Genomic DNA, 14,084 nt, shown 5'->3' on the forward strand with positions numbered 1-14,084 from the left:
GTGGATCGTATAGGAGGCTACGCCGGTCGCAGGGCCCGGCCGGGGCGGGCTGTGGTCATCTGTCCGTCTTCGAGAACCCGCTCCCCGTTGATCCACACGTCGTCGACGCCCTCGGCGAGCCGGCGGGGGTCGGCGTAGGTGGCCCGGTCGGCGACCTTCTCCGGGTCGACGAGGATCAGGTCGGCCGCCTGGCCGGGGCGGACCAGCCCCCGGTCGAACAGCCGGAACCGGCGGGCCGGGTGGGCGGCCAGGTGCGAGGCGGCCTCCGCCCAGCTCAGATCGGCCTTCTCGCGCACGTGGTGGCCGAGGAAACGGGCGAACGCGCCGTAGGCGCGGGGGTGGGGGTGGCCGCCGACGTGCAGGCCGTCGGAGCCGCCGGTGTGGGCGGGGTGGCGCAGGACGCGGCGGACCGACTCCTCGCCCTCGGGGCCCTCGTCGGGGCGGGCGCTGACGCATCCGGCTTCGAGCTCGGTCTCGACGAGGAGGCGGCGGGCGAACCGCGCCGGGCTCTCGTCCCGCCGCTCGGCGGCTTCGGGGATGGTGAGGCCCTCGGACCATTCGAGGCCCGGGGCGTGGGCGATGGTGAGCCGCTCCCAGGCGTAGTCGAGGTCGAGGTGCTCGATCATCGGCAGGGCGGTCGCCGGGTCTGCCGCCGGCACGTCCTGGGGCAACACGATCATCGCCAGGATCGTGCTGCCCCGCAGGTAGGGGTAGGTGTCGAAGGTCGTGTCGCCCTCCAGCAGCGGGAGCAGCACGTCGGCCGGGCCGTGGAAGTGGGAGACGTGCAGCGGGACGCCGGCCCTCCGGGTGACGTCGAGCGCCTCCTTCATCCCGACCGGCGCCGACTGGCCGTAGCCGCGCATGTGGGTGACGTACGGGAGACCCTGGAGGGGCGCGCACAGGGCGGCGAGCTCGGTGGCGTCGGCGTAGCGGCCGGGCACGTATTCGAGCCCGGTGGACAGGCCCGCCGCGCCCTCGTCGAGCCCTTTCTCCACGATCGAGCGCATCGTGCGGAGTTCGTCCGGGGACGCGGTGGTCTCAGCGGGCCCGAGCACGTCGAAGCGGATCGTTCCGTGCGGGAGCAGGAAGACGCTGTTCAGCGCCGCTCCGTCATGGCTCGCCCTGATCTCGGCCACCGACAGCGGGCCGTCGCCCGGGAAGCCGCCGTTGACGGCGGCGAAGTAGCGACTGGCGTAGTCGAAGGCGGCCCTGGTGGTGGTCGGGGCGAAGGAGAGCCCGTCCTGGCCGAGCACGACCGTGGTGACGCCCTGGCGCAGGTTGGCGAGCTGGAAGCCGGGGTCGTGGACCAGCGCGTCGCCGTGGGAGTGGCAGTCGACCATGCCCGGGAGGACGAGGCGGCCGGTGGCGTCGACGGCGCGGTGGTCGTGCGGCAGCCGCCCGACCGCCGTGACCTTCCCGGCCGAGATCCCGACGTCGGCGCGGAACGGCGGGGCGCCGGTCCCGTCGACGACCCAGCCGTTCGCGATCACCACGTCGAAGGTCACCCGATCAGTATGCGGACCGGTACTTCTCCTCGCACGTCACCGACCTGTCGACCGGATGCGCGGCGAGGATCTCCGCCGCCTGGCGACGGGACAGGTTCCAGCCGTTCCACGGGTCGGGGAAGCGCAGGTCCTGTGTCTCGATCACCTCCTGGAGCACGCAGCTCCTGATCGGCTCGGGAAGCCGGTCGAGTCCCGGGATGGCGTCCGCGCTGAGCCGCCCCAGATAGTGGGCGTCGAGGCGGTCGACGCCCCGTACCGACACCTGGGTCTCGGCCACCTGCGCGTCCGGGTTCCAGACCGCGAAGACCATCAGCGACACGGCCGTGAGCAGCACCAGCGCCTTCGGCAACCACGCCCGCCGCTTGACCAGCCCGCCGACCAGCACCAATACGAACACCGCGGCGATCCACCAGATCGTCGCGCCCACCGATGCGCGCAGCCGGGTGAAGCCGTAGGCGGCCGTGTAGAGGCCGAGCCGGTGCAGCGCCGAGGCCAGGATGACGAGGGTCAGCGCGCACAGCAGCCCCAGCAGGGTCGCCATGATCCACCGGTCGCCCTTGATCATCACGCTGCAGAAGGCCACGATGCACAGGACGAACACGCTGACCGTGATCAGCTCGAAGAAGCCCGACCGGGCGTATTCGGCGAACGTCAGCCCGGCGGTCTCCAGCACCCTGCGGCTGCCGCCGAACAACACCGAGATCTGCACCCCGACGAAGGCGGCGAACAGCAGGTTCACGCCGACCAGCGGGATGACCCACAGGGTGCGGGCCAGGTTGAGCGGGGCGTGGTCGACGCGCGGTTCGGCGACCGGCCGCAGCGCGACCAGGATCGCGGCGGCGGCCAGCACCCCGAAGACGACGAACAGGAAGATCCGCACCGGCAACGTCCCGGCCCACGCGGGCGCCGAGAACAACTCGCGGGCGAACGAGGAGAAGACCGCGTCGGCCGAGACGAACAGCACCCCGAAGACCGCGAGCAGGATCGCGGTGATCCCCAGCGACACCAGGACGGGCAGCAGGCTGCGGCGCTTGAGGATGCGGCGCACCGGCCCGCCCAGGAACCACGGCACCGGGAACACCGCCAGCCCGACCGAGAGCAGCCCCCGGGTCACCCCCGCCCAGCCCCGGCCGCCCGACACCGCCAGCGAGGCGACCGCGAAGGCGGCCAGCAGCGTCAGCCCGACCAGCCAGTCGGCGTCCCGGAACAGCGCGACCGACACCAGCCCGTAGGCGGCGACGGCGTAGGCGACGCTCCAGGCGTTGACGCGGTGCCGGACGGCCGGGGCCACCGCGAGCGTGAGCGCGACCGCGGTCAGCACGACGCCGAGGCCGGTCGGCGCGTAGGGGAAGCAGACGGCCGCGACGAGCCCGGTCCCCGTGGCCGCCGGGAGCACCCAGCGAGGGGTGTCCGGCAGGCTCGGACGAGGGAACAGCGGGGGTGGCGTGTACGCGTCGAACTGGCCGCCCGCCGCCTCCGGCGCCGTCCCCACCCGGCCGCCCAGCGAGGCGCCGGCGGCGATGCCGACGCAGACGAACAGCAGGAACGCCCCGGCTGCCTGGATCTCGGTGTTGGGTCCCGTGCCGAAGAACACGGCCGCGACCGTGCCCGCGAGCAACCCGGCGAGCGCCCCGATGATCGCGCCGACGATGGCCCCGCCGAAGGACGGGCCGGGAGACGGCCCGTCGTTCGTCCCCTGGCGGGATCCGGGCGGGGAGGTGGGGCCGCCGGGAACCGTCTGTCCGCGCGGCACGGGCTGCCGGGCGTCGGGAGGGACCACGACGGGGTGCGGCGAGGTGTCGGCGGTACGGATGGAACCGTCGGACGAGACGTGCGCGGAGACGGCCGCGGACTCCACGGAGACGGCCCGGGCGGCGAGCGGCGCGGTCTCAGACGAGGCCGGTGATGAATCGGTCGAAACTGGCGTGGGATGCGTGGCAGCGGTCGAGACAGCGGGCTCGCCTTGAGGCGCCGCGACTCCGGGTGAAGGTACGGCGGCCCGCGGCTCACCTTGGGGCACCGCGCCTCCCGGTGAAAACGCGGCCGCATCGATCACCTGGGTGACCCGCGCCTCGATCGGCTCCGCCGCCGCGAGTGACGCCGTGGAACCGTTGGCCGAAGAAGTCGTCGGCGAAGAGGCTGCCACCAGCGGTGACCCCCCTGCAGCGGCTCCTACCGTCGAGGCGACTCGTTCGGCCGGTGCCGGTGCCTCCGACGGGGAGGTCCTTCGCAGCAGATCCCCGGGAGACGCCGGAGCCGTTCGTGGATCCGGCGCGACGGCCGAGGTCGCTGGCGGAACGGGTGCTTCTGCGCTGTGCGCGCCGGTGTCCGAGGTCGATGCCGCTCGTCCCGGCGGGTCGGCCTGGGTCGGGTCGGGATTCTTCACGGAACCGGCCTCCGTATCGGTTCGTGATCGACTGGTCGCCGGCACCCGGGCGTGGACCGCGTCCACAGGGGTCCGGCGTTCTTTGACCGCCTTCGGCAGGGTGACCACCATGTGGCAACCCACGCCGTCGGCGACCGCGATGGTCCCCCCGTGGAGTTCGGCGATCTCCTTGGCGATGGCCAGGCCGAGGCCAGCGCCTCCGGCGTCGGCGGCGCGGCCGGCGTCCAGGCGGGAGAAGCGTTCGAAGACCCGCTGGCGGTCGGCGGGCGGGATGCCGGGGCCCTCGTCGGCGACCTCGATCTCGAGGGTGCCGTCGGCCGAGGCGCGGGAGGTCAGGGTGACCGTCCCGCCGGGCGGGCTGTGCCGGACGGCGTTGTCCAGCAGATTCGCCAGCACCTGGGCCAGCAGCGACGGGTCGGCGGTCGTCAGGTGGCGGCCGGGGTCGATCGCGGCGACGACCGTCACGTCGTCGCGGCCCAGTGACGCCTCGCGGACGGCCTGCCCGCCCAGGGCGGCCAGGTCGAACTCCTCGGCCTCGATCGGCCGGGCGCCCGAGTCGAGCCGGGACAGGTCGAGGAGCTGCGCCACGAGGCGGCCGAGGCGCTGGGTCTGGGCGAGGGCGGTGCCGAGGATCTCGGGTTCGGGCGGGGAGACGCCGTCGACCACGTTCTCCAGCACGGCCTGCACCCCCGTGATCGGGGTGCGCAGCTCGTGGCTCACGTTGGCGACCAGCTCCCGGCGCTGCCGGTCGACCTCGGCCAGGTCGGCGGCCATCGCGTTGAAGGCCCTGGCCAGCTCGCCGACCTCGTCGCGGCTGGTGGCGGTGACGCGGAGGCCGTACGACCCCTTGGCGATGGTCTGCGCGGCGGCGGCCATCTCCCGCAGGGGCTTGGTCATGCCCCGGGCCAGCACCTGCATCATGAGCAGCGCCAGGAACACCGCGAAGGCGATCCGGAGGTCGCGGGGCACGCCCCCGTTGATCCCCACCTCGTTCACCACGAACGCGGTCACCACGGCCCCGACCATGACGATCCCGAGTTTGACCTTGATGCGGCCGAGGAAGTCGAGCGGCCTCATGGGCGCACCAGGGCGTACCCGACCCCGTGAACGGTCCGCACCACCTCGGACCCGAGCTTGCGACGCAGCGCCCGCACGTGACTGTCCACGGTCCGGGTCGCCGCCGCCTCGGAGAAGCCCCAGATGTCGGCGAGCAGCCGCTCCCGCTCGTAGACCTGCCCGGGCCGCTCGGCGAGCCGCCTGAGCAGGTCGAACTCGGTCCGGGTGAGCTGCGCCTCGGCTCCGCGCACGAACACCCGCCGCTCGGCCAGGTTGATCTCGATCTCCCCGACCCGCAGCACCGTCTCCTCGGACGCGAGCTGCGCCGCCCGGTCGACCCGCCGCAGCAGGGCGTGGATGCGCGCGACCAGCTCCCGCATGCTGAACGGCTTGGTGATGTAGTCGTCGGCCCCCACGCCGAGCCCGACCAGCACGTCGGTCTCCTCGCCGAGCGCGGTCAGCATGAGGACCGGAACCGGCCGGGCGGCCTGGATCCGCCGGCACACCTCCAACCCGTCCAGTCCCGGCAGCAGCCGGTCGAGCACCACCAGGTCAGGTTCGAAGCGCGCGTACGCGACCAACGCCCCTTCGCCGTCACCGGCGACGCGAACGTCGAACCCTTCCGCCGTCAGCCGGGTCGCGACCGCCGTCGCGATGGTGTCGTCGTCCTCGACGACCAGCACCCGGCGTTGCTGGGGATAAGCCATGCAGGCAGCGTAGAGGCCGGACGTGCAGAGCTTTCGTGGCTTTTTGTGGAGCTTTCGTGCAGGCGATTCTGTCGGTGGCGGGGTCTAGCGTGGGGTCGTGATCGACGTTGACGGGTACCTTCGACGGCTCCGGCTCTCGGCCGGAAAGCCGAGTGTGGACGGGCTTTTCGCGCTGCAGCAGGCACATGTGGAGCGTGTCCCCTACGAGACATTGCCCATCTGGCTGGGCCGGCCCACGAGCGTGGACCCGGCCGAATCGGCCGCCCGGATCGTCGCCGGGCGGGGCGGCTACTGCTTCCATCTGAACGGGGCGCTCTCCGAGCTGCTGTCGGCGCTGGGTTATTCGGTGACCCGGCATTTCGGCGGCGTGCAGGGCTCGGCGGCCGACTCCGCCGGGGCGCGGGGGAACCACCTCGTGCTGACCGTCGACGGGCTGCCGACCGACGAGAACCCCTCTGGTGAGTGGCTGGTCGACGCCGGTCTCGGCGACGCGATCCACTCGCCGATCCCTCTCATCGAGGGGGTCTACGACCAGGGGCCGTTCACCTACCGGCTGCGGCCGTCCGAGGCGGAGCCCGGCGGGTGGCGGCTCGACCACGACCCGCGCGGCAGCTTCGTCGGCATGGACTTCCGCAAGGCGCCGACGGAGATGTCGGCGTTCGAGTCCGAGCACGTACGACTGTCGACGTCGCCGGAGTCGGGGTTCGTGCGCGTGTTCTCCATCCAGCGGCGCGACGCGACGGGGGTCGACGTGGCGCGGGGGCTGGTGCTCACCCGGATCGGCCACGACTCGACGTCGACCACGCTCGACCGGGAGACCGACTATTTCGCCGCTCTGGCCGACGTCTTCGACCTCCATCCGACGGCCGAGGAGCGGGCAATCCTGTGGCCCCAGCTGACGGTAAGCCACGAGAAGTGGCTCGCTACCAGCTACGATTTGTAGGACTACAGTTCTAAGGGCTGCACTCCTACAAAGGGTGGACATGATCGACAAACCTGCTGACATGTTCGACCGCGAGTGGGAGTGGGGCCAGCTCTCCCGGTGGGTGACCAGTTCCCTGGAGCGAGCGAGTCTCGGCGTGATGTCCGGCAGGCGCCGCCAAGGGAAGACATTCATGTTGCAGGCCATCTGCGAAGCGACAGGCGGATTCTATTTCGGCGCCACGGAAAATGTGCCCAGGCAGGAGGCGCTGCGCCAACTCGGAAACGCTGTGGGCGACTACCTGGGATCACCGGGGGTCATACGATTCGAGAACTGGCAGCAGGCGATCGACGGTCTGCTGTCTCTCTCCATGGACCGGCCGATACCTGTCGTTCTGGATGAATTCCCCTACCTGACCGGGGACGCAAAGGAACTTCCCTCAATCATCCAGCATGCTCTGGCGCCACGTCGCAAGCTTCGCCTTGACTCCCGTATCCGGCTGCTGCTCTGTGGCTCTTCTATATCGTTCATGGGCGGACTACTCTCCGGCCAAGCTCCGCTACGTGGCCGAGCCGGGTTCGAGATGGTGCTGCCGTCCTTCAATTTCCGCGTTGCGGCCGACTACTGGGGACTGACTGATCGGCGGCTTGCCGCGCTGGTCTATTTCATCGTCGGTGGCACGCCTGCCTACCGGGCGGAGTTCCTTGAGGACGCCGTCCCCCGCAGCATCGACGACTTCGACAACTGGGTCGTCAATCATGTGCTGAGCCCGGTGAGTCCCCTTTTCCGAGAAGTGCGAATGCTTCTCGCCGAAGATCCCGCGCTTCGTGAGACCGGGCTCTACAGCACCGTCCTGGCCGCGGTCGCGGAGGGGAACAACACTCGAGGCGGCATCGCGAGCCGCATTGAGCGAAAGGCCAGCGACATCTCCCACCACCTCAAAGTGCTTGAGGATGCGGGGATGCTGGTCTCCGACCCCGACCCCTTCCGGGGCAACCGTTCCTACTACCGCATCACCGAACCCCTGGTCCGCTTCCACCACGCGATCATGCGGCCTTTCTGGTCTCAACTCGAAGTCGTGCGGCCCGGCCGTACAGAGCGCATCTGGGCTGCCGCGTCGAAGAACATCTTTCCCAGCCAGGTCGCCGGTCCGGTCTTCGAGCGCATGTGCCGGGTCTGGACTGCCGACATGGCCTCCGACGAGACCGTCGGCGGCATGCCGTCCAAGGTCCTCTCCGGCGTCGTCTACGACTCATCGACCCGCCAGAGCCATGAGGTCGACCTGGCGGCCTTCGGCTCCGGCGGCGAACTCCTCGCGCTGGGCGAGGTGAAGTGGGGAGACGTGATCGGCATGGGCCATCTGGCCCGTCTGGAGAAGGTCGCGGCCGTCCGGCCGGCCCGCCGGTTGCTGCTGTTCAGCGGCGCCGGGTTCATGCCGCAGCTGGAGGAGGCCGCCCGTGAGAGCGGCGGCCGCATCCAGCTCGTCGGCCTCGACCGGCTCTACGAAGGCGACTGAATGCCGCATAGGGTGGCGGCCACCAGGGGGCCGAGGGTCTCCAGGTGGTAGCCGCCCTCCTGCACCGCCACCGTCGGCAGCCCCAGCCCGCCGAGCAGCCGTCCCGTCTCGAAGTAGCCCTCCCGGGTCACCCGCAGCGGGCTCTCCGGATCGTCCGCGGCGGCGTCCACGCCGAGCGAGACCACCAGCGCCTCCGCGCCGAAGGCCTGCGCCGCCTCGCACAACCGGGTCACCCCGGCCAGCCACACCGCGTCCCCCGACTCCGGGGCGACGGGGACGTTCAGGGTCGTCCCGCCGCCGGTCTCGTCGGCGAAGCCCACGTAGTGGGGGAACCAGCCGGCGCCCGGGTCGACGTGCACGCTGCCGTAGAAGACGTCGTCACGGTCCCAGAAGATGGCCTGGGTCCCGTTGCCGTGGTGGGCGTCCACGTCGATGACGGCGACCTTCGCGCACCCCTCGGCCAGCAGCGTCGTCGCGGCGACGGCGGCGTTGTTCAGGTAGCACGAGCCGCCGTAGCCGTCGCGCGTCGCGTGGTGGCCGGGCGGACGGCAGAGGGCGTACACCAGGCCTTCGGAAGACACCCGCCGGGCCGCGGTCCACGCCGCGCCCGCCGCCGTCAGCGCCGCTTCCCAGGTCCCGGGGCCGACCAGGGTCATCGTGTCGTAGGCGTACCGGCCGGCCCGGCCGTGGACGGCGGCGGGCAGCCGGCCCGGCATGCCGCCGAGCATCGCCTCGGTGGGGAAGACGTAGGGCACCACCCGGTCCTGCGGGTAGCCCGCCGCGACCCACTCCCCATACACGTCACGCAGATGCCGGAGCAGGCCTTCGGAGTGGACCGAGGTCAGCGCGCTCCAGGGCGCCTCCTCGGCGGGCACCCACTCAGCGGCGACCGCCTCCCGGATCCGGTGCACCCGTTCGGCCACCTCCGTGCCCGGGGTGCGCAGGCCGATCCAGATCTCCGCCGACGGGTCGTGCCGCAGGGTCGCCGGCGACCAGACGCCGATCACGGGCGGAAGAAGCGGTCGAGCACCCGTACGCCGAACTCCAGCGCGCTGACCGGCACCCGCTCGTCCACGCCGTGGAACATCGCGTTGTAGTCGAACCCCTCGGGCAGCGCCAGCGGCGCGAACCCGTAGGTCACGATGCCGAGCTCGTGGAACGCCTTCGCGTCGGTGCCGCCGCTCATGACGTACGGGACGGGAAGCGCCTCGGGGTCCTCGGCCACCAGGGAGGCGCAGAGCGCGTCGAAGGTGGGGCCGCCGGGGTCGGCCTCGGGGGCGTCCTCGAAGCAGATGAACTCGCGGCTGATCTTCGGGCCCAGCAGGGAGTCGACGGTGGCCAGGAAGTCGTCCCGGGAGCCGGGCAGGAACCGGCCGTCGACCTGGGCGGACGCCGAGCCGGGGATGACGTTGACCTTGTACCCGGCGTCCAGCACCGTCACGTTCGCCGAGTTCCGCAGCACGTGGGCGAACAGCTCGCCGACCTGGCCGAGCCGCCGGGCCTCGCCGTCGAGGTCCGACATGTCCAGCTCGCGGCCGAGCGCCCGGGAGATGCCGTCGAGCATGCTCACCACGCCGGAGGTGAGCTGGATCGGCCACTCGTGGGACGCCAGCCGCGACAACGCGTGGCACATCTCGGCGACCGCGTTGTCGACCGCCCGCAGCGACCCGTGCTGGGCGACCCCCTTCGCGGTCAGCCGCATCCAGGCCATGCCCTGTTCGCCGACGGCCACGGGATAGATGCGGCGTCCGTCGTGGACGACGCAGTAGCCGCCGTCCTCGCTGATCGCCTCGCGCACCCCCTCGAACAGATCGGCGTGCTCGCGCGCCAGGTAGTAGGACCCGTACTCCCCGGTCGCCTCCTCGTCGGCCGTGAAGGCCAGCACGACGTCGCGCGACGGCCGCACCCCGCGCGCCGCCCACTCCCGCACGAGGGCGAGCGTCATCGCGCAGGTGCCCTTCATGTCGACCGCGCCGCGTCCCCACACGACCCCGTCGACGATCTCGCCCGAGAACGGGTGGATCGCCCAGTCGCCGGCCATGGCGGGCACCACGTCGAGGTGGCCGTGGATCAGGAACGGGTCGGCGTCGGAGGAGCCGCGCACGCGGGCGACCACGTTCGACCGGCCCTTCGAGGTCTCCAGGATCGTGGCCGGCACCCCGGCGTCGGAGAGCAGCGTCGCCACGTATTCGGCCGCGCCGCGCTCGCCCCGGCCCCGGTTGTCGCCCTCGTTGGTGGTGTCGATCCTGATCAGATCGGAGCAGATCGTCCCGACGTCGCTCATGGCAGGACACAGGCGGCATGGTGGCCGCGGTCGGCGGGCAGCACGGGCAGGTTCTCCTTCTCGCAACGTTCCGCCAGGTCGGCGGGGAGCCCGGCGGCGTAGGCCGGGCAGCGGGGGCGGAAACGGCAGCCGCCGGGGATGCGCGACGGATCGGGGGCCTCGCCCGTCAGCACGATCGGCTCCTGCCGGGCGATCTCCGGCACGACCGACAGCAGCGCCTTGGTGTACGGATGCCGCGGCGCCGTCAGCACCTCGACCGTGTCGCCGGTCTCGACGATGCGGCCCAGATACATGACCGCCACGCGGTCGGCGATGTTCCACGCCAGCCCGAGATCGTGGGTCACCACCAGCAACGACAACCCGAGTTCGGTCCGCAGCCGGAGCAGCAGCGCCAGGATCTCGCCGCGCACCGAGGCGTCCAGCGACGACACGGGCTCGTCGGCGACCAGCACGTCGGGTTCCAGCACGAGCGCCCCGGCGATCACCACGCGCTGCCGCTGGCCGCCGGACAGTTCGTGCGGGTAGCGGAGGAAGAACCGCTCCGGCGGGCGCAGCCCGGCCTTGGCGAGCGCGGCGGCGACCAGTTCGCGCTCGTCGCCGGGCACCTTGTGGATCCTGAGCCCTTCGGCCACGGCCTCGTAGACGGTGTGGCGGGGGTTCAGCGACCCGCTCGGGTCCTGGAGGACGAGCTGGACGTGCCGCCGGAACTCCTTCAGCCGGCGGTGGTCGAGCGGGCGGCCGGCGCATTCGACGGCGCCGGCGGAGGGGCGTACCAGCCCGAGAAGGGCGCGGGCCAGCGACGACTTGCCGCACCCGGACTCTCCGACCAGCGCGACGATCTCGCCGGAACCGATCTCCAGGTCGACCCCGTCGACCGCGCGGGCCGCGCCGAAGCGGACCTGGACGCCGCGTGCGGCCAGTGCGGTCATGACGCCTCCTCCGCGAGCAGGCAGGCGGCCCGCCGCCCGGCCTCGACCTGGACCAGCTCGACCTCGGCCTCGGCGCACCGGTCGAGGGCGACCGGGCACCGGGGGTGGAACGGGCAGCCCGCCGGGAGGTCGCCCGGATAGGGGGGATCGCCCGCGAGCCCGGCGGGGGCGTAGCGGAACCGGGGGTCGCCGACGCGCGGGAACGCCCCGGCGAGCGCGCCGCTGTAGGGGTGGCGCGAGTCGTCGAACACCACCGAGGCCGGGCCCTCCTCGACGACCTTCCCGGCGTACATGACCGCGACCCGGTCACAGGTGGTGCCGAGCACCGACAGGTCGTGGGAGATCAGCACCAAGGCCAGCCCGAGGTCTCTGACCAGCCCCGACAGCAGTTCCAGCACCTGCGCCTGGACCATCACGTCGAGCGCGGTGGTCGGCTCGTCGGCGATGACGAGCCGGGGGCGGCAGGCCAGCGCGAGCGCGATCATGACCCGCTGCCGCTGGCCGCCGGAGAGCTGGTGGGGGTAGTCGCGGGCGCGCCGGGCCGGCAGCCCGACCTGCTCCAGCAGTTCGCCGACCCGCAGGTCGGCGGCCTTCCGGGACGTCTTGGGCTCGTGCAGGAGGATGGGCTCGGCGATCTGGCGGCCGATGGTCTGCACCGCGTTCAGCGAGTGCAGCGCCCCCTGGAAGACGATCGACGCGGTGGCCCACCTGATGGCACGCAGGCGGCCGAACGACATCCCGTAGACGTCCTCGCCGTCGAGCAGCACCGACCCGCCGACCGTCGCCGACTTCGGCAGCAGCCGCAGCACCGCGTTGGTGATGGTCGACTTGCCGCACCCCGACTCGCCCGCGACGCCGAGCACCTCGCCCGGCGCGACGCTCAGCGAGACCCCGCGCACGGCGGGCACGTCTCCGGCGTAGGTGACCGACAGGTCCCGCAACTCCAGCAGGCTCATGGCCCCTCCCGCAGACGTGGGTTCAGCACGACCTCCAAAGCCCGCCCGACCAGCGTGAACGCCAGCACGACCAGCACCACGCACAGGCCCGGTGGCAGCACGAACCACCATTCGCCGTTCGACATCGCCCCGGTCCCGTAGGCGTTGTCGAGGATGTAGCCCCACGACGGCCGTGTCGGATCGCCGAGCCCGAGGAAGGAGAGCGTCGTCTCCGACAGGATGGCCACCGACACGGTCAAGACCACGTGGGCCAGCACGAGCGGCATCACGTTGGGCAGGATGTGCCGGGTCATCTGGTGCCAGTCGCCGCCGCCGAGCGCCCGCGCCCGTTCCATGTAGGGCCGCTCCCGCACGCTCAGCGTCTGCGCGCAGACCAGCCGGGCGGTGCCGGGCCACGACGTCACCCCGATGACGATGACGATGTTCAGCAGCGAGGCCCCGAGCACGGTGGCCATCACGATGGCCAGCGGCAGGAACGGGATGACCAGGAACCAGTCGGTGAGGCCCATCAGCGTCGAGCGGGCCCAGCCGCCGTAGAACCCGGCCATGATCCCGACGATCGTGCCGATGACGATGGCGATGGCGGTGGCCGCCAGCCCGACGATCAGCGACACCCGGGTGCCGTGGATGAGCAGGGTGAGCACCGACCGGCCGTTCTGGTCGGTGCCGAGCCAGTACTCGGCGGACGGCGCGGCGTGCGCCGGGGCGGTCGCCTTGGTGACGTCGAGCCCGGCGGGGTCGGCCAGCACCGAGGCGAACACGGCGACGAACCCGAAGAGGACCAGGATGCCCAGCCCGGCCAGGGCCGACCGGTGGGAGCGGAAGTCGGCCCAGAACCGGGCCGCCGTGGCGCGCCGCCGCTGCCAGGCGATGGCCGTCACCGGGTGCTCACCCGTGGGTCCAGTACGGCGTACAGCAGGTCCGCCAGCAGTGTGAACACGATCACCCCGAGGGAGAAGAGCAGGAACACCGCCTGCAGCAGGGGGATGTCGGGCCCGCGCAGCGCCTCGGCGGTGAGCAGCCCCAGACCGGGCCAGGAGAAGACGTACTCGACGGTGATGGCCCCGCCGATCACGAAGCCGAGGTTGAGGAAGATGAGCGTCATGGTCGGCAGCAGCGCGTTGGGCACCGCGTGCCGCCGCCTGACCAGGTCTTCGCGCAGGCCCTTGGCGCGGGCCAGCGTCAGGTAGTCCTGCCGCAGTTCGTCGACCAGCGACGCCCGCATGATCGAGGTGTACTCGGCCAGGTAGACGATGGCGAGCGCGGTCACCGGCAGGACCATGTGCCAGAGCGTGTCGACCGAGGTCGCGAGGAATCCCGACACGCCGACCGAGTTGATGCCGCCGCTCGGGAAGAACGGCAGCCACATGATCAGCATCATGCCGACCCAGAACTCCGGCATCGCGTAGAGCGTGTTGGTCGTGCCGGTCGTGATCCGGTCGAACCGCGACCCGCGCCGCCACCCGCTGCGGATGCCGAGCCAGACCCCGGCCAGCGCCGCCACCAGCACGGCCGTGCCGACGAGCAGCACGGTCGGCCAGACCCGTTCGCCGATGATCTCCCAGACCGGCCGGTTGAACCGGGTCGAGTTGATCGCCGAGGCGAACGGGTTGGAGAGGTACTCGACGAACTGCTCGCCCATGGGCCGGTTGAGCTGCTGCCGCAGCCGGATGAGCTGCTCGGGCGACATGTTCCGGCCTCGGGTGTAGAGGCCGATCGGGTCGCCCGGCAGCAGCCGGAACAGGAAGAAGTTGAAGACCACGACGAACAGCAGCGTGCCGATCGACCAGCCGACCTTCTTCAGGACGTAGCCGCGCACCCGC

The 14,084-nt window shown here is 71.7% G+C and carries 11 protein-coding genes; 2 read left to right on the plus strand and 9 right to left on the minus strand.

Going from position 1 to position 14,084, the window contains the following annotated elements:
- Positions 1 to 17 precede the first annotated feature (17 nt).
- From GT755_RS21815 to GT755_RS21825, 3 genes are read right to left on the minus strand one after another with little or no spacing between them, the layout of a single operon-like run.
- A complete protein-coding gene (locus GT755_RS21815; protein WP_161481510.1) occupies positions 18 to 1,505 on the minus strand; it encodes an N-acyl-D-amino-acid deacylase family protein in 1,488 nt (495 codons plus the stop codon).
- A gap of 4 nt (positions 1,506 to 1,509) precedes the next feature.
- Positions 1,510 to 4,968 (minus strand): DUF4153 domain-containing protein, encoded by a 3,459-nt coding sequence (locus GT755_RS21820; protein WP_161481511.1) that lies wholly within the window; start codon positions 4,966 to 4,968, stop codon positions 1,510 to 1,512.
- Entirely contained in the window at positions 4,965 to 5,654 is a 690-nt protein-coding gene (locus tag GT755_RS21825) for a response regulator transcription factor (RefSeq protein ID WP_030451153.1), read from the minus strand. Before GT755_RS21825 ends, GT755_RS21820 begins: the two co-directional genes overlap by 4 nt.
- A gap of 97 nt (positions 5,655 to 5,751) precedes the next feature.
- On the opposite strand from GT755_RS21825, the gene GT755_RS21830 reads away from it, so the two are divergent.
- Positions 5,752 to 6,597, plus strand: coding sequence for an arylamine N-acetyltransferase family protein (locus tag GT755_RS21830; RefSeq protein ID WP_161481512.1), 846 nt, complete (start codon positions 5,752 to 5,754; stop codon positions 6,595 to 6,597).
- Between the two features lie 40 nt (positions 6,598 to 6,637).
- On the plus strand, positions 6,638 to 8,092 hold the full coding sequence (locus GT755_RS21835; protein WP_235967008.1) for an AAA family ATPase: 1,455 nt from the start codon (positions 6,638 to 6,640) through the stop codon (positions 8,090 to 8,092).
- Here GT755_RS21835 and GT755_RS21840 read toward each other — a convergent pair.
- Genes GT755_RS21840 through GT755_RS21865 form a run of 6 tightly spaced genes read right to left on the minus strand, consistent with a single transcriptional unit; the run spans position 8,077 to position 14,080 of the window.
- Positions 8,077 to 9,099 (minus strand): arginase family protein, encoded by a 1,023-nt coding sequence (locus tag GT755_RS21840; protein WP_161481513.1) that lies wholly within the window; start codon positions 9,097 to 9,099, stop codon positions 8,077 to 8,079. The two genes, GT755_RS21835 and GT755_RS21840, sit on opposite strands and share 16 nt — an antisense overlap.
- Entirely contained in the window at positions 9,096 to 10,376 is a 1,281-nt protein-coding gene (locus GT755_RS21845) for a M20/M25/M40 family metallo-hydrolase (RefSeq protein ID WP_161481514.1), read from the minus strand. Before GT755_RS21845 ends, GT755_RS21840 begins: the two co-directional genes overlap by 4 nt.
- Complete coding sequence (locus tag GT755_RS21850; RefSeq protein WP_161481515.1) at positions 10,373 to 11,305, minus strand: ABC transporter ATP-binding protein; 933 nt, start codon at positions 11,303 to 11,305, stop codon at positions 10,373 to 10,375. Before GT755_RS21850 ends, GT755_RS21845 begins: the two co-directional genes overlap by 4 nt.
- On the minus strand, positions 11,302 to 12,261 hold the full coding sequence (locus GT755_RS21855; RefSeq protein ID WP_161481516.1) for an ABC transporter ATP-binding protein: 960 nt from the start codon (positions 12,259 to 12,261) through the stop codon (positions 11,302 to 11,304). The genes GT755_RS21850 and GT755_RS21855 overlap by 4 nt, the downstream gene beginning before the upstream one ends.
- Positions 12,258 to 13,142 carry an ABC transporter permease gene (locus GT755_RS39835; RefSeq protein ID WP_328794450.1) on the minus strand — a complete coding sequence of 295 codons (885 nt, stop codon included), beginning with the start codon at positions 13,140 to 13,142 and terminating at the stop codon, positions 12,258 to 12,260. Before GT755_RS39835 ends, GT755_RS21855 begins: the two co-directional genes overlap by 4 nt.
- Positions 13,139 to 14,080, minus strand: coding sequence for an ABC transporter permease (locus GT755_RS21865; RefSeq protein ID WP_202610336.1), 942 nt, complete (start codon positions 14,078 to 14,080; stop codon positions 13,139 to 13,141). The genes GT755_RS39835 and GT755_RS21865 overlap by 4 nt, the downstream gene beginning before the upstream one ends.
- Positions 14,081 to 14,084: the final 4 nt, after the last annotated feature.

The sequence above is a fragment of the Herbidospora solisilvae genome (assembly GCF_009901565.1).
In the GTDB taxonomy this organism is placed as follows: domain Bacteria; phylum Actinomycetota; class Actinomycetes; order Streptosporangiales; family Streptosporangiaceae; genus Herbidospora; species Herbidospora solisilvae.